General features: G+C 45.9%; 13 protein-coding genes and 1 other annotated feature. All 13 genes read right to left on the bottom strand.

What is annotated here, in order from left to right; genetic code table 11:
• Positions 1–71 precede the first annotated feature (71 nt).
• On the bottom strand, positions 72–1103 hold the full coding sequence (locus AC3WJJ_RS21295) for a rod shape-determining protein (RefSeq protein ID WP_492543646.1): 1032 nt from the start codon (positions 1101–1103) through the stop codon (positions 72–74).
• Positions 1104–1142: 39 nt separating this feature from the next.
• Positions 1143–1832, bottom strand: a complete 690-nt coding sequence (gene radC, locus AC3WJJ_RS21300; protein WP_492543647.1) for a RadC family protein — start codon at positions 1830–1832, stop codon at positions 1143–1145.
• Positions 1833–1884: 52 nt separating this feature from the next.
• On the bottom strand, positions 1885–2490 hold the full coding sequence (locus AC3WJJ_RS21305) for a Maf family protein (RefSeq protein WP_492543648.1): 606 nt from the start codon (positions 2488–2490) through the stop codon (positions 1885–1887).
• Positions 2491–2510: 20 nt separating this feature from the next.
• Positions 2511–2753, bottom strand: coding sequence for a DUF4321 domain-containing protein (locus tag AC3WJJ_RS21310; protein WP_492543649.1), 243 nt, complete (start codon positions 2751–2753; stop codon positions 2511–2513).
• A 136-nt stretch (positions 2754–2889) separates the two neighbouring features.
• The gene (locus AC3WJJ_RS21315) at positions 2890–4122 is read right to left on the bottom strand and encodes an SPOR domain-containing protein (protein WP_492543650.1); all 1233 of its coding nucleotides are present in this window, start codon (positions 4120–4122) and stop codon (positions 2890–2892) included.
• A gap of 162 nt (positions 4123–4284) precedes the next feature.
• Positions 4285–5616, bottom strand: a complete 1332-nt coding sequence (gene murC / locus AC3WJJ_RS21320) for a UDP-N-acetylmuramate--L-alanine ligase (RefSeq protein WP_422661395.1) — start codon at positions 5614–5616, stop codon at positions 4285–4287.
• A 60-nt stretch (positions 5617–5676) separates the two neighbouring features.
• The gene (locus AC3WJJ_RS21325) at positions 5677–7056 is read right to left on the bottom strand and encodes a bifunctional folylpolyglutamate synthase/dihydrofolate synthase (protein ID WP_492543651.1); all 1380 of its coding nucleotides are present in this window, start codon (positions 7054–7056) and stop codon (positions 5677–5679) included.
• A gap of 38 nt (positions 7057–7094) precedes the next feature.
• A complete protein-coding gene (locus tag AC3WJJ_RS21330) occupies positions 7095–9761 on the bottom strand; it encodes a valine--tRNA ligase (protein WP_492543652.1) in 2667 nt (888 codons plus the stop codon).
• Positions 9762–9865: 104 nt separating this feature from the next.
• Positions 9866–10150: a binding site (T-box leader), on the bottom strand.
• Between the two features lie 198 nt (positions 10151–10348).
• Positions 10349–11752, bottom strand: a complete 1404-nt coding sequence (locus AC3WJJ_RS21335; protein WP_492543653.1) for a LysM peptidoglycan-binding domain-containing protein — start codon at positions 11750–11752, stop codon at positions 10349–10351.
• A 181-nt stretch (positions 11753–11933) separates the two neighbouring features.
• Positions 11934–12848 carry an RluA family pseudouridine synthase gene (locus tag AC3WJJ_RS21340; protein WP_492543654.1) on the bottom strand — a complete coding sequence of 305 codons (915 nt, stop codon included), beginning with the start codon at positions 12846–12848 and terminating at the stop codon, positions 11934–11936.
• On the bottom strand, positions 12845–14140 hold the full coding sequence (gene hemL / locus AC3WJJ_RS21345) for a glutamate-1-semialdehyde 2,1-aminomutase (RefSeq protein WP_492543655.1): 1296 nt from the start codon (positions 14138–14140) through the stop codon (positions 12845–12847). The genes AC3WJJ_RS21340 and hemL overlap by 4 nt, the downstream gene beginning before the upstream one ends.
• A gap of 40 nt (positions 14141–14180) precedes the next feature.
• Positions 14181–15182: a porphobilinogen synthase gene (hemB, locus tag AC3WJJ_RS21350; RefSeq protein ID WP_492543656.1), complete on the bottom strand. Its 1002-nt coding sequence runs from the start codon at positions 15180–15182 to the stop codon at positions 14181–14183.
• An 83-nt stretch (positions 15183–15265) separates the two neighbouring features.
• Positions 15266–16822: a uroporphyrinogen-III C-methyltransferase gene (gene cobA, locus AC3WJJ_RS21355; RefSeq protein WP_492543657.1), complete on the bottom strand. Its 1557-nt coding sequence runs from the start codon at positions 16820–16822 to the stop codon at positions 15266–15268.

Genomic DNA, 16822 nt, shown 5'->3' on the forward strand with positions numbered 1-16822 from the left:
AACAGTTTTCAACACCCTCTAACGTTACTGTTTTCTCTCCCACATACCAGGGGTTGACACACCTGTCCATTCTACCGCTTCCGGAAAGTAGAATTGTTGCGGGATTTAAACATATGAATATTATCGAGCGCTTTACCTGTACCAATGGCTACACAGTCAAGCGGATTCTCAGCCACAATCACTGGCATGCCTGTCTCTTCAGCAAGCAGCTTATCTAGATTACGCAGCAAGGCTCCGCCACCAGTCAATACAATACCGCGATCCATAATGTCCGCAGCTAGCTCTGGCGGGCATTTTTCGAGGGTTACTTTCACTGCATCAACAATCGCATTAATCGTATCCGCCAATGCTTCACTAATTTCATCAGAAGTAATCGTAATTGTCTTTGGCAATCCTGTTACCAAGTCACGACCACGGATTTCCATTGTCTCAACCGATTCCAGCGGCATCGCTGATCCAACTTCCATCTTCAATTGCTCAGATGTACGTTCCCCGATCATCAAGTTGTACTGGCGCTTGATGTAGGAAATGATGGAATCATCCATCTCATCACCTGCAACACGTACAGAACGGCTTGTAACGATACCTCCAAGGGAAATTACCGCTACCTCAGTCGTACCTCCACCGATATCAACTACCATACTTCCTGTTGGCTCCCATACTGGAAGGTCTGCACCGATAGCTGCTGCAAATGGCTCTTCAATGGTGTAAGCCTCGCGAGCACCCGCTTGCTTTGTTGCATCTTCAACCGCACGTTGTTCAACAGCCGTAATACCCGAAGGTACACACACCATCACGTTGGGATGACGCGGGAATATGGAACGCTGCTTCTGTGCTTGACGTATAAAGTACTTAATCATGGTTGCTGTCGTATCAAAATCAGCGATAACGCCGTCTTTCATCGGACGAATCGCACGAATATTACCTGGAGTACGCCCGATCATTTTTTTGGCGGATTCACCAACAGCCTCAATTGTTTTCGTATCAGTACGCAGAGCTACCACCGAAGGCTCTCTAACGACAATTCCTTTACCACGGACATAGACAAGTGTATTAGCTGTCCCCAAATCAATTCCTAAATCTTTCGTGAAACTACCTAACATGCTGCAATCTCCCTTTCCTTCTCAATCTGAACTATTATATTACATCAGGCCCCGTTCCTTCAAACTTACAAACGCTCCATCTCCAATAATCAAATGATCCAAAACCTCAATACCAATTATATTGCCAGCCTCTACCAAACGAGAGGTCAGAGAAATATCTTCAGGACTTGGTGTAGGATCGCCGCTTGGGTGATTGTGCGCACAAACCAAAGACGCACTACTGCATTTGATTGCGGCTCTGAACACCTCACGGGGATGAACAATGGAGGCATTAAGACTTCCCATGGAAAGCGTTTCTTGGGCTATGACGTGATTTTTGGTATTTAAAAAAAGACAAACAAAATGCTCTTTCTGGAGATAGCGCAGCTGTTCGCTTAGCAATTCCGCGGCATCATGCGGACTACGTATGATCACCGGCTCCATGTGTCTCGAACTGACAAGGCGTCGTCCGAGTTCAATTCCCGCTTTCAACTGTACAGCTTTAGCAGGACCAATCCCTTTAATCTGTGTTAACTCTTCAATGCTGAGATCTACAAGCTGACGAATGCTTCCAACCTGCTTCAAAATCCGCTGTGCTACATGGATAGCAGATTCTTGACGTGTCCCTGTTCGAAGCAATATCGCAAGAAGTTCAGCATGACTTAAGGCGCTCGCCCCATAAGACATCATGCGCTCTCTTGGTCGTTCTTCATGGGGGATGTCGCGCAGCAAGAATGCTTGCGACTCCATAGATTCCCCTCTTTTCCTGTATCTAAATCATAAATACGGGCATAAACGATAATTAAGATAATACATGCATTCCCATCTCTGAAAGCATATCACTAAGTAACGATACCGGAAGACCTACGACATTGAAGTAGTCCCCCTCTATGCTCTCAACAATCGATGCACCAAGGCCTTGAATGGCGTAAGCGCCGGCTTTGCCTCTAGGTTCACCGCTCCGTACATAGGATATGATCTGATCATCAATTAATGGCTTCATATTCACCTTGGTCATCCGATAACGAACAATACATTGTCCTGTTAAGACATCTATACAGGCAACGCCTGTATAGACCTCATGGACGCGACCTTGAAGTAATGATAGCATTCTTACGGCATCCGCATCATCTGACGGCTTGCCCAGTATATTACCCTCTAGAACGACAATCGTGTCACTCCCTACAATAATCGCATTTATAACTGGTTCCACCAGATTTCGATATACTGTATCTGCTTTACGCAGTGCAAGGGTCTCCACAATCTTACGCGGCTCCCATCCGAAGGGGGTGTCTTCATTAGCATCACTAGGAATAATATCAAAAGGCAATCCTAGCTTCGCTATCAGTTCTTGACGTCGCGGAGATGTGGACGCCAGTATAATGTGCCTCGATGTCTTCTCTTTCAAGAGGGATGTCTCCTTTGTTGTTAGAGCCTGCGATACAGCCAAATCGCTGTAATCATTCCGATCAGACCCAGCAGGCAAAGTTTGAATTCAATGTTAATGTCATAGTTAATAATGTCCAAATTAGCTTCGGGCGACCACGTTAACATCTTCGAAGTGGTTAGAAAAGAAAGAGCTTTGACAGGTAGCAATAGTTTAGCAATCCAAGTTCCGGTTAGCCAACCCATCAGTATAAACAAGATAAGCACTCCTGCGTTTTTCTTCATCCGTCCTCTTCCCTCGCCATTTTTTGACACCCTAATTATTATACGGTGAATCGTCAAGCAATACAAACAGAAATCCGGACGGGGGAACTATTTCCAGTTCACCTGCCGGATTTCCGCGGCTTTTGCGGCTTTCGGACTACAAGCTTTCCACAAGCTTCCTCTGCCCCATAATATAGTTCATCATTCCTGCTTGAATTTCCCATAAATGACCCTTGGATCGATTCTTGTTGTATTCTGTCAGAGCTGTAATTGCTCCATTCATTTCCTGCTCCATAGACGTCAGACTATTCCCATTCGCTGGGCTGAGACCTGAATTAATAAGCTTCATAGCCTCTGTCCACTGGAGGTGGAGCCCAGAAATAGTATTCATAGTCTCTGTATCCACAGGCCCGGGACTATCTAACCCCAAAAGGGAAGCCGATAGCGAGCTTAGCTTTGTGGTAAGTTCACCACTCATTTCAAAGAAAATGTCTAATGCAGCGGCTTCTCCAGCAAAAACAGCAGACTGTGCTCCAGGCAGCGAAATTTCCCTGACGTAAAGCTCAACACCTTCACTTTTGAGCTGACCACTAAGCAGCTTGGCCTGCTCCCGATCTGGTGATACCCCGGCGTATACTCTATTTTCAGGAGAGGAATCTCCAAAAGCTGCAATACCCGCTTGTGTTAACTCCCCTTTAGCCTGTTCTGCCCTTTCGGCCGAACTAAACACTCCATATTGCAGCATATAAAAGGTTTGTTCGGGTATGGCAACGACTACAGATGCCGATCCTGCTGTCTCTTGATTGATCAACGTCTGATCCACACTTGCATTGCCCGATGGCTGATTGTCGGTAGACTGACTGCTAATCTCTGAAGTGATTTGAGCTTGGTCTGAGCCTCCATCGTTAAACATGGATAATACAACCGCTCCGAACAATACTCCTGTCACAATTGCGCCTGTTATGGACCCTGCTACCTTCCATGCTGAGGTTGGCTTTCTTGAACGATAATAACCATAATCATAATTAGAGGAACTTGCTTCTGATAAGTGAGGCTGAATTCTGGTGTTCTCTCTGGACACATCCTGATAATACTTCTGTTGTTCCATTTCCCAATCATTCATTGGCGTAGAATCTTGTTCAGTATTCCCTATATCATTCTCTATGTAAGGAATTGCAGGCCTTTCATATTGACTCTCCAAATGAGGGCGATCATCTCTATCTTGCTCCAGACGCCGCCTTTCCTCAGCCAATCGACCATGAACGCGTGAATTCCTCTTGTGATTGTCATATGCAGTAAAGTTATGCTTATCCGCCATTTCAATAGGTTCTTCTTCTTGTTCTCTAGACGTCTCATGGTCGAACCTTATCGTCATACGCGCTTTGCTCATTGCCTAACCCCCTCACTTATCTCCTCATCTATAAATACCTATATGATAGATTCAGGAAAGTTATGAGCGGATAAGGACAACTTATACAAATGATGCCCACATGTCCGTCCTTTGCAGGTGGACATGTGGGCATCAGATAAGAGCTATGCTCACTTCATGTAATTATTTATTCTTTTTTAGAGACTCAGCTAATGTAGCCCCTACCTTCCAGATATCTCCCGCTCCCATTGTCAGAACGAGATCGCCCGGCTGAACACGTCCCTTAAGGTCAGCAAGAACCTCTTCTTTAGAAGAAAGGTATCTAGCGCCAGCGTTACTGTTCTCGATAATCAGTTCAACCAATCTAGCGGAACTCACGCCTTCGATCTGTTTCTCACCAGCCGGTGAATATATATCTGTGATGATGACCTCATCGGCATCCTCAAACGCACGGCTAAATGCATCAAGTAGGAAGAACGTTCTCGAGTAACGCTGAGGCTGGAAAATCGCTATAATTCGTTTCCCTGTTGCCTTAGCTGCACTGATCGTAGCTTCAATTTCAGTCGGATGGTGCGCATAGTCATCAATGACTAGAATATCATTAACTTCACCAAGCACTTGGAAACGACGTTTCGCACCGTTAAATTTAAAGATTGCTTTTACGATCGCTTCAAACGATACGCCCGCTTTCATGCAAGTTATCACGGTAGCCATTGCATTATATACGTTGTGCTTACCAGGAACTGAGAGTTCAACGGCTCCTAGTACCTGCCCCTTATGAGACATCGTAAAGGAAACTTGACGGTCACCAAGTACTAAATCGGTCGCCATATACTCACAGTCTGAATGAATACCATAAGTGGTGACTTCTACACGATTTAGTTCTGGTAAAATAGCCTGGATATTCGGATCATCACCGCATACAACGGCTGTACCATCTTCTCGAATCTGGCTTAGGAACTGTACATATGCTGCTTTCAATTCATTGAAGTCACCGTTATAGTTCTCCAAATGATCAGCCTCAATGTTCAATACCACACCAAGCCATGGATGGTACTGTAAGAATGAGCCATCACTCTCATCCGCTTCGGCCACGACATATTCACCTTGTCCTGCCTTAGCATTCGTACCCACATTCATAATCTCTCCGCCGATAATGAATGTCGGATCAACACCGCATTCCTCCATAACGAGGGCAATCATTGAGGAGGTTGTTGTTTTGCCGTGCGCACCGGCTACAGCTACTCCCTTGCCTTCATTCAGCAGTCTCGCAAGCATTTGAGCACGATGTAGCACTGGGATATTCTGCTCCTCAGCCGCTACTCGTTCTACATTGTCCCTTGACAATGCCGTTGAGTAAACAACGAGATCTGCTCCATTAACCTGTTCTGCCGTATGGCCAATATATATCTTGGCACCTTTGGCAGCCAGCTTTTCTGTTAATTCTTGGGATGCCACGTCTGATCCCGTAACTTTATATCCCATCTCCAACATTACTCTTGCAATGGCGCTCATGCCGTAGCCGCCTATTCCAATAAAATGAACATGTTCTAATTCTGATGTATTCAACAGATATCACCAACCTTTTTCAGAATCGGAAAGGCCCAGGAGGTTGGAACGCACGTCGGCAATCAGATACAACGTACCAGACACCACCCCAAGATCCTCCGCTTCCGTCCGTGATTTCAACATTTCAAGTGCGTTTTTCCAGTCTTGCTCTATGATGATTTGCAGCGATGGTTTGGCGTGTTTCTCCCGTACCTGCTCTACGATGTCTCCTAACGCCTTGGCGTCCATTTTTCTCCGGAAATCCGGTTCTGTCAGGATAAGCGTATCCACTATAGGCAGTATATGCTTCAAATACGTCTCATGATGCTTATTTGAGAGCATTCCCATCATTAAGTTTAGCTTACGGTATTTATAAATTTTTGGAAGGCTGATGGCCAAGGTTTCAGCACCTTCTGGATTATGGGCTCCATCTAAAACTATACGAGGAGATGAGCTCACCTGCTCTAGTCTTCCTGCCCACTGCGTAGAGTGAAATCCATTCTTGAGATTGTCATCTTCGATCACAAAGGCCATATAGTGACGAAGCACTTCAAGACTCATCATGGCACAAGCTGCATTTGCGCACTGGTGATCTCCCTGTAAGGTAATCCCTATATCCAAACTGCGGAAAGGACCAGTGAAGTGAAATGTCTGGCCTTCCTCATCGCCACCCGTACGCTCATAAGAGAATTGCTCTCCTACGAGATACAGTGTCGCACGATTACGTTCAGCCGCTTCCTTCAAGACCTGAATAGCTTCTGGCTGCGTTACCGTGCTGACTACAGGTACACCACGCTTAATAATTCCGGCCTTTTCAAAAGCGATCTCAGGAATCGTCTCTCCCAAAATATCCGTATGATCCATTCCAATATTCGTGATCACAGAAATAACAGGATGAACCACATTCGTTACGTCCATTCTGCCACCGAGTCCCGTTTCCCAAACGACGACATCAGGAACACTATCCACAGCATAATATAAAATAGCAAGTGCCGTAGAAACCTCAAACATCGTTGGAGAACCAAGCTCTGTTTCCGCCATCTCCCGAACGAGCGGATAGAGCCTATTCGTCAGCTTAAGCAATGTTTCTTCAGGAATGTCTTCCCCATTATAACGAAACCGATTCGTGAATTTCGTAATGTACGGAGAAGTGAAAGTCCCAACAGAATAGCCGCTCTGCAAAAGAACCTCAGTCAAGAATGCGCATGTTGATCCTTTCCCATTCGTGCCTGCTACATGAATGAACTTCAGTCTCCGCTCAGGATTGCCAAGTTGCTCAAGCAATTTCTCAATACGTTCCAGACCTGGCCGAATCCCAAATGGAATCAGCCCGTTGATCCAATCAACCGCTTCCTCGTAGCTTTGTAGAGGGGCTAGCTCAACAGCAGCCCCATTATGGTTCCCCATGCTTCTCACCTTCAGGTCAATATTTAGATAGCTTCTCCTTAGCCTCTTAGCTCTTCAATCCGAGCGATTACCTTACTCCGCTTCTCGGAGTAATCAGCCTGTTTCGCGCGCTCTTCTTCAATCACTTTAGCCGGAGCTTTGGAAACAAAGCCTTGATTGCTCAACTTCTTCTCTACACGCTCTACCTCACTGGTTAAGTGCTGAACTTCCTTTTCAAGACGAGCAATCTCCTGTTCAATATCGATTAAACCAGCCAGTGGGAGATAAAGTTCTACTCCCGTTACGATAGCTGTCATCGCTTTATCAGGTGCCTCAAGGCCAAGGCCCGCTTGGTACTCTGAAGTGTTACAGAAGCGGCGAATATAGTCTGCATTACGTTCAACGATACCCAGTACGTTCTCATCAGCTGCACTGAGCATCAGCTCTATTTTCTTACTCATCGGTACATTTACTTCAGCACGGATATTACGAACAGCTCGAATCACGTCCATTAGCAAATTCATTTCAGCCACAGCATCTTTATTCTCCAGCGAAGCATCGTAAGTCGGCCAAGAGGAGAGCATAACCGTCTCACCCTCATGCGGCAAGTGTTGCCAAATTTCTTCCGAAATGAACGGCATGAAAGGATGAATCAAGCGCATCGTCTGATCGAGAACGTACGCAAGAACGGACTGAGTCTTCTTCTTCGCAGCTTGATCCTCGCCATAAAGCGACAGCTTGGCAAACTCGATATACCAATCACACAAGTCGTCCCAGATGAAATTATAGAGCAGTCGACCTGTTTCGCCAAATTCATAGGCATCAATTAGACGCGTAATATCGCGTGAAGTTTCGTTCAGACGATGAAGAATCCAACGATCTGCAGTTCCTAAATCTCCACTGATGTCGATATCGCTATGTTTGAAGCCTTCAAGGTTCATTAACGCAAAGCGAGATGCGTTCCAAATTTTGTTAGCAAAATTCCGTGCTTGCTCTACCCGTTCCCAGCGGAAACGAAGGTCTTGACCTGGTGTGCTGCTTGTCGAAATCATATAGCGCATAGCATCGGTACCATACTTCTCGATAACATCCAGCGGATCTACACCGTTGCCAAGTGATTTTGACATCTTCTTACCATCAGCATCACGAACCAGCCCGTGCATAAGGACGTCTTTAAATGGCTTCTCATCTGTAAATTCAAGCGCTGTAAATATCATACGAGCTACCCAGAAGTAGATGATGTCATAACCCGTAACTAGAACGCTAGTTGGATAATAACGTTTGAGATCCTCTGTATCTTCCGGCCATCCCAAAGTCGAAAACGGCCATAGAGCAGAACTGAACCAAGTATCCAGCACATCCTCGTCTTGCTTCATGTTCTTGCTTCCGCATTTGGAGCAAGCTTCAACATCATTATGGGCTACATGAACTTCACCGCAGTCTTCACAATACCAAGCTGGGATACGGTGACCCCACCAAAGCTGACGTGAAATACACCAGTCACGTACGTTCTCAATCCACTGAAGGTATGTTTTCTCAAAGCGTTCAGGTACAAAATTAACACCTTCACCTGACTTTTGAGCTTCAATCGCTCTTTCTGCCAAAGGCTGCATTTTAACGAACCACTGCGTTGACAGATACGGCTCAACAACAGCACCGCTACGCTCACTATGACCTACCTGATGAACGTGATCTTCAATTTTAATAAGAACACCAGACTCTTTCAGATCTGCTACGATTTGCTTCCGGCAATCACTACGATCCAAGCCTTCATATTTACCAGCATGATTGTTCATTGTACCTGTTTCATCCATAACCGTAATTTGAGGCAGGTCATGGCGAAGACCCATTTCAAAGTCATTCGGGTCATGAGCAGGTGTGATTTTCACAGCGCCACTACCAAAATCCTTCTCAACATATTCATCTGCAATGACTGGAATTTCACGTCCGATAATAGGCAGGATTAATGTTTTACCAATCATATCCTTATATCTTTCATCCGCTGGGTGAACAGCTACAGCTGTATCGCCGAGCATCGTTTCTGGACGAGTAGTCGCAACGGTAATACTGCCACTACCATCTTTCAACGGATAGGTCAGATGGTACAAATGACCCTGAACTTCCTTATATTCAACCTCGATATCAGATAATGCAGTACGTGCTGCAGGATCCCAGTTAATAATACGTTTACCGCGGTAGATAAGACCCTTGTCATAAAACTTCACGAACACTTCGCGAACCGCTTTAGACAGTCCTTCATCCAGGGTGAACCGCTCTCTGGAATAATCGAGGGAAAGCCCCATTTTGGACCATTGATCTCGAATCGTATTCGCGTACTGCTCTTTCCATTCCCATACTTTCTCCAGGAACTTCTCACGACCCAGATCATAACGAGTAATTCCTTGCTCACGCAGTTTCTGCTCAACCTTGGTTTGGGTAGCAATTCCTGCATGGTCTGAGCCTGGAAGCCAAAGTGCATCATAGCCCTGCATCCGCTTAACACGAATGAGGATATCTTGCAGTGTGAAATCCAGCGCATGACCAATATGAAGCATACCGGTAACATTTGGCGGTGGTATTACAATCGTATAAGGCTCGGCGTCCGAACGCTGACCCGCTTTAAAATAACCGCCTTCTTTCCAATAGGTATACCATTTTTGTTCTGCTGCCTTCGGATCATAAGTGGTCGGCATTTGTGCCGAGGTTTGATTTTCCTTTTGCTCCATAATCTCGTACCTCCGTTACTTAGTCAGCATTGCCATACAGAATAATTTTAGCCGTTTGCACTACTTGGAACTTTTTCATTAGAAACAAAAAAAGCCTTTCGTCCTCAAAGGACGAAAGACTGTTGTTCTCTCGCGGTACCACCTTTGTTTCGCACCACTTCGTTCTAGAATGCCTTTAATCCAGACAACTCCAAGTGTTGCGACACTTTACACAGGTAACGGCTGCAGCCGGCATGCTCTATCTTCGTTCATGATTATCATGAACTGAAGTTCAAGCAAGCAACTCCGGGGCGACTTTTCGCAAGATTGGTTCCTGCGGAATCTCTCAGCGCTGCAATTCCGCTCTCTGAAGGCCATTTCTTCCTACTCTTCCCGTTCACAGTTGTTTGTAATTTGCAAATGCTATATACAGTATTACCATATTGTATTCCAATATGTTTAAGTTGACTATAGTCAACTATAACTTGCTCTGGGTGGATAGTCAATATATCACCACAAAGCACTAAAAAAAGCAAATAGGCCGCTCAAGGGTAACCCTTAAGCGACCTGCCTGCTTATTTCCGTTATCGAACGTTTTCTAAGAAAAATCAAGGAATATAAAGAACCTGGCCTTCTTCAACGCTTTGTTCTGACATACGGTTATAAAGTAATAACTCCCTAGGACTCAATTGATATCTCTCAGCAATTACCTCAATCGTCTCTTCGCGCTGTACAATACATAATCGAACTTTACGAAATGGTTTCTCTTCCTGCCGGCTCCCAAGAAACAGAGACTTCCACTGAACATCCTCAACTGTAAGCTGCTCCGCCGATTCAGCAATCGGTTCCTCTACATCACGCGCTGCAATCTCTTGCTGCTCCTGAACAGTTCGGCTTGAACTCAACAGTGATGAAAAACCAACGCCTGACGTACTGTCTACAGTGCTGTTCTTCGTGCTGAAAGCAACTTTAAGTTCTGGCTTTGAAGGAGGTTCCTCCTGATCTGAAGTATCTTCTGAAATAAATGCCGTTTCTTGAACACCGGTATTATCCAGTTTCTCTTCGGATATCGCCCCTGTCTCATCATGCACTATAGGCTGTTCAGTGTCTTCAACTCGCTCTTCCGCGATACCTGGATACCCACTAATATCTGCTTTTTCAACGCGTTCAAAGTTCCAGACATTAGGGTTTGAATCCGTTATACTTTGTGGCTGTGGCGCAGCTACAGGATCTGACACAGGTTGTTCTACAGGTTGAGCGGTTATGAACAGCTCCGATTCCTGCTCTCTATGTAACTGCTCTCTTGGGGCGTTATCAGCACTTTCTAACTTAGCGAACTTCACATGATTATCGTACTCAGACTGAAACCCAGAATCAGGATTCTCTTGATATTGCCCTGTTTGGGAATCATCATACCGCTCGTTAATTGACGTTTCTCCATGAGAACCCGAAATCTGCTCTTGAGCATACACATCCTGACCTTGCACGAATGGATAGGATGGATATGCCGGAGGATTGGCTGCTGGATCATCCACTTGCTGACGATTTCCCCCATCATAACCAAAGGGTTGTTCAGGATATGTTTCAGGAGCATGTACCACCGTAATTTCTTCATCGTTCCAAGAAAGGTCATTCGTTCCTTGAACAGCAGCTTGAATACCTTTCAACGAGAGAACCCCGGTGATATTCAAACTTCGGGTAGACAACAAGTCAACATCAAAATTTTCGATTTCCACGGCAATTTCATCCAGCGAAGATACTCTGTTCATAGGAACCGTAATTTCAACTGGTATCCAATGCTCCAATGGTTCGGACTCGCCCGCTTCGCTGTCGCCTTTATACAGACCTGCTAAGAGCAGATGACCGCGAAGAGTCGCCTGTTCCTCCTGACTGATCACCTGAATATGAGGAATTAATTCAACCTCTTCCAGCTCTTCAATTCCCGGCAGATCTTCTGATAAAATAATGCGTTCATAAATATCAAACCGTAATCCGTAGGACTGGTCGAACACGGGAATGTCCTCCTTTCGGCATATACTATCCGCGGACTATTCCGCGGCATGAGCCCCATTTTTGTTACTCAACTTATCTATATGCCGAAATTGGGGGAGCATGACTTTTTTACAGGCATCATATACAAAATGAAGGTTTCAATTTTCTAGAAAAAGAAAAAAGACCGTTTAAAAACGGTCTCTATTTCCGAAAAAGCTTACTCGCCTGTTCTTCCTTCAGCTGAAGAAGATCATCTGGCCAAGGTGCAACGACCTCGGTGACTTCGCCAGTGAACGGATGGGAAAAGCTAAGCTTCGCTCCGTGCAGAGCCTGTCGGCCAAAGCTAACCGAATATCCCCCATACAGCGAATCCCCGAGTATTGCATGTCCCATATGACTCAAATGAACGCGAATCTGATGTGTCCTTCCCGTCTCCAAGCTCAGGTACAACAAACTGGACTCCCTATATACCTCAGCTTCAAGGATACGTGTAATGGCGGTCTGACCAGTTAATGACACTCTGCGGCGCTGTCCGTGATGCCTGTCTTTACCGATAGGTAGATCAATAACCTTAAGGTCTGGTGACACGCGTCCCTGAACCAGGGCTGCATAGATCCGAACAATCTCTTTTTGTCGCATAGCTTCATCCAGTTTGAGCTGAGCATATTCATTCTTGGCATACAGTACCGGTCCAGTTGTGTCTTTATCGAGTCGATGAATATGACGAACAGCCGCTTCCACTCCGGAGGCTTCATAATAGGCTGCAACAGCATGGTTCAGTGTAATCTCATTACTACGGTCATCCGGATGGACAGCCATACCCGCAGGCTTGTTCACTACAAGACAGAAATCATCCTCGTACAAAATCTCAATATCGCTCCACATCGGCTCAATCCCCGCCTCTCGTGGCGGAAATAATGCCAAACGAAGTCGATCACCTCTCCACTGAATACCATCACTGTGTTGTAGCTTTCTAAGTAGCTTCTCCGGCATACCAACCTGTTCAAGAAGCCACTTCATTGTCGCTTCCTCTCGATCGGATTGACTCGTCAACACCTTGCCGGGTGTCATCTCCAGCCATTCACCACGGCGAACCCAGTTTCCTTGATAGCTCATAGACTTTTGAAGGCATTGTAGTTCGCTTCAATTGTCGCTTCAATGTCTTCCTCCGTATGTGCAGCCGAGATGAACATTCCTTCGAACTGGGATGGTGGAACACTAATCCCCTCTTGAATCATCGCTGCAAAATAACGACGGAATAAATCCAAGTCGCTAGTCTTCGCTGTTTCAAAATTGACGACCTTCTGGTCTGTAAAGAACGGACACACCATCGACCCAACACGATTAATAGAGAGCGGTACTCCGAATTCTCGAGCGTTTCGCTCTAGTCCAGCTTGAAGCTGAGCCCCTCGCTGTTCCAATTGGTCGTAGATTGCAGGAGTCAGCAGTCTCAGTGTAGTATAGCCTGCCGCCATAGCCAGAGGATTACCACTTAGTGTTCCAGCCTGATATATCGGACCCGCAGGAGCAATCTGATCCATAATCTCGCGTTTACCACCGTAAGCACCGACTGGAAGACCTCCACCGATTACTTTGCCAAGGCAAGTCAAATCCGGGGTAACTCCAAAACGCCCTTGTGCACAGTTCAGATCTACACGGAATCCAGTCATAACCTCATCAAAAATAAGTAAGCTTCCATGGTCCGTTGTAACTTTACGAAGTCCTTCTAGAAACCCGTCTTGCGGAGGAACAACGCCCATATTTCCAGCTACAGGCTCTACAATAACTGCAGCGATCTCGCTACCAAAACGTTCAAATGCAAGCTGTACAGATTCTAGGTCATTATATGGAACCGCAATCGTATTCGTTGCTACAGCTTCTGGTACACCGGGACTGTCAGGCAACCCAAGTGTAGCAATACCAGAACCCGCCTTGATCAGCAAGCTATCCGCATGCCCGTGGTAAGAGCCTTCGAACTTAATAATTTTGCTTCGCCCCGTATAACCTCGAGCCAGACGAATTGCACTCATCGTTGCTTCCGTTCCGGAGTTCACCATCCGAACAATCTCAATGGATGGTACACGCTCACATACCAGCTTGGCCATTTCTGTTTCTAATAAAGTTGGAGCTCCAAAGCTTGTACCTCTAGTGGCCGTGTCCCGTAATGCCTCAACGACCTCCGGATGTGCATGACCCATAATGAGCGGTCCCCAGGATCCGACATAGTCTAGAAAGCTGTTGCCATCGATATCAAACACCCGGCTTCCTTCACCGCGCTCCATATAGATTGGTGTCAATCCTACCGATTTAAAAGCCCTTACCGGACTATTAACACCGCCTGGAATATACTGTTTTGCCTCTTCAAAGGCGACACGTGAAGCTTCTTCCTTACGAATACCTTGGCTCATTGTTGACACTCCTATCTGTCCCATAAGACAAAACTATTAATTAACGATTACGAATCCAGCTTGCTGCATCCTTGGAGAAATACGTAATGATAATATCTGCACCAGCCCGCTTCATGCTTGTCAGCATCTCCATTACGATTGCCTGTTCATTAATCCAGCCTTGCTGAGCAGCAGCTTTAACCATCGAATATTCGCCACTCACGTTATAAGCTACTAACGGCAAATCAAATTGATCTCTTAGCAATCTTACAACGTCCAGATAAGCAAGCGCCGGTTTAACCATGAGCATATCAGCGCCCTCAAGCACATCACTTTCTGCTTCACGAAGTGCTTCGCGCACATTTGCAGGGTCCATTTGATACGTCTTACGGTCTCCGAATTGCGGAGCAGAGTCAGCTGCTTCACGAAATGGACCGTAGAAAGCAGAAGCATACTTAACCGAATAAGACATAATCGGAATATGCTCATATCCAGCTTGATCTAAAGCGGTGCGAATTGCCTGCACGAAACCATCCATCATATTCGATGGAGCAATAATATCTGCACCAGCTCTTGCCTGAGAAACAGCTGTGCGCGCCAACAGTTCAAGCGACTCGTCATTCATGACATCTCCATGAACATGACCGTCCCGCTCAAAGGTATGCACCATACCGCAATGTCCATGATCCGTAAACTCACATAAGCAAGTATCAGCTATGACTAACAGATCCGGATACCATTCCTTGATAAGACGTGTTGCTTCTTGAACGATTCCATCATCTGCGAATCCGGATGATCCAACACTATCTTTCGTTTCTGGAATACCAAAGAGGAGTACTGCAGGTATACCAAGCGCAGCAATCTCATCCACTTCGGCTTTAAGCGTATCCAGAGAAAAGTGGTATACACCTGGCATGGATGAAATCTCATTCTTTACACCTGTTCCATAAGCTACAAAAATCGGCTGTACCAGATCTTCAACATTCAGTACAGTCTCCCGTACCATGCTTCGAATACCGGCACTTTGGCGCAAACGACGATGACGTACAATCGCAAAACTCATGTTTATCCCTCCAGGTCAAACGATATCTTGTTGAAATACTTTAGCTGTAAAAGTAATGAATATAAAATAATGTCCACTATAACTCATTTCCTATGGCGACGTGGTTCGTCTTTATTCCACTCACATAACACTTCAACTAGACTTTCTATTGTCGCTTCTTGGGCCATAAGCGATACATTTAGCCCAGCCTCTCTTGCCGTATCTGCCGTTAGTGGCCCGATGCAAGCAATCGTACATTCGCGAAGGCGCTGGAGCAATGCATCCCCTCCCATTCGTTCGAGCGCCCGAATGAGATTTGTTACTGTCGAGGAGCTAGTAAAGGTAACGGCATGGATTCCACCCTCATCAAATAGCTTACACAATTCATGATCATCTTCAGCACAAGAGATGGTCTCATAAATCTTAACATCTGTTACCTGTAGCCCCATTCGGTTCAGTTCCTCTGGCAACCAACTCCGACCAAGGTCTCCTCTGGGAAGTAAGACTTGCTGACCAGCCTTCAGCTCTGATCCAAATGCTTCAATGAGCCCTTCCGCTTGATAGCGTTCCCTCAGTACCTCTGGAACAATTCCTCGTTCACGCAGTGCATTTGCTGTAGCGGGACCAACCGCTGCGATTCTCGCACCCGCTAGTGCACGGATATCCTTGCCTAATTCATTTAAATGCCTGAAAAAGAAGTCAACTCCGTTAACACTCGTAAAGAACACCCAGTCATATTGATTCAGTCTCTCAAACGATTGATGAAGCTGATCAACCATCTGTTTCGAGGTCGGTTTCACGGTCTCTATCACCGGAAATTCGTAAGGTTCACCGCCCAGTTCCTCAATCCGGCTCACAAGTGTACTCGCCTGACTTCGAGCTCTAGTCACAAGGATCCGCTTTCCGAACAACGGAAGCTTCTCTGCCCATTTCAGATGTTCGCGTTGCCGAACAACGTCGCCTACGACGATAACGGCCGGGGCCTGAAAACCTGTCGTTTTTACAATTTCTTCAATATCAGCAAGTGTCCCGACGATTGTATCTTGCTCTGCACGGGTCCCCCATCTTACCAGAGCGACTGGGGTTTGTGGTGATCGTCCATGTGAGATTAGTTGCTGACTGATATATCCTATTTTGGCCACACCCATCATAAAGATGAGTGTACCTGTAGCATGGGTCACCTTATCCCATTGAATCATTCGATCCAGCTTATCTGGACTCTCATGCCCTGTAATGATCGACAGTGAAGAGGCAAGGTCACGATGTGTCACTGGAATACCCGCATAAGCAGGAACACTGATGGAGGAGGTTATGCCTGGAACAATCTCGAACTCAATACCATTTCTATATAGCAGCTCAGCTTCTTCCCCTACTCTGCCAAAAATTGTAGGGTCTCCACCCTTTAATCTGACAACTGTCTTACCTTCTAGTGCAAGATCAACAAGCAACTGATTAATTTCTTCCTGCTTCATCGTATGCCTGTCTGGAAGTTTACCAACATACACCTTCTTAGTCCCCGGCTTCACCCACTGAAGGAAACGAGGAGATGCCAGACGGTCATATACAATAGCGTCTGCTTTTTCGATACATTCCTTACCCTTAATCGTAATAAGCCGAGCGTCACCAGGGCCCGCTCCAACCAAGTAAACCTTGCCCGTCAT

The organism is Paenibacillus sp. FW507-14B1B (assembly GCF_058781425.1).

Coding starts and splice junctions, on each gene's coding strand:
- AC3WJJ_RS21295 (WP_492543646.1), bottom strand. CDS start 1,103: ATGTTAGGTAGTTTCACGAAAGATTTAGGAATTGATTTGGGGACAGCT.
- radC (WP_492543647.1), bottom strand. CDS start 1,832: ATGGAGTCGCAAGCATTCTTGCTGCGCGACATCCCCCATGAAGAACGA.
- AC3WJJ_RS21310 (WP_492543649.1), bottom strand. CDS start 2,753: ATGAAGAAAAACGCAGGAGTGCTTATCTTGTTTATACTGATGGGTTGG.
- AC3WJJ_RS21315 (WP_492543650.1), bottom strand. CDS start 4,122: ATGAGCAAAGCGCGTATGACGATAAGGTTCGACCATGAGACGTCTAGA.
- murC (WP_422661395.1), bottom strand. CDS start 5,616: ATGAGCGCCATTGCAAGAGTAATGTTGGAGATGGGATATAAAGTTACG.
- AC3WJJ_RS21325 (WP_492543651.1), bottom strand. CDS start 7,056: ATGGGGAACCATAATGGGGCTGCTGTTGAGCTAGCCCCTCTACAAAGC.
- AC3WJJ_RS21330 (WP_492543652.1), bottom strand. CDS start 9,761: ATGGAGCAAAAGGAAAATCAAACCTCGGCACAAATGCCGACCACTTAT.
- AC3WJJ_RS21340 (WP_492543654.1), bottom strand. CDS start 12,848: ATGAGCTATCAAGGAAACTGGGTTCGCCGTGGTGAATGGCTGGAGATG.
- hemL (WP_492543655.1), bottom strand. CDS start 14,140: ATGAGCCAAGGTATTCGTAAGGAAGAAGCTTCACGTGTCGCCTTTGAA.
- hemB (WP_492543656.1), bottom strand. CDS start 15,182: ATGAGTTTTGCGATTGTACGTCATCGTCGTTTGCGCCAAAGTGCCGGT.
- cobA (WP_492543657.1), bottom strand. CDS start 16,822: ATGACGGGCAAGGTTTACTTGGTTGGAGCGGGCCCTGGTGACGCTCGG.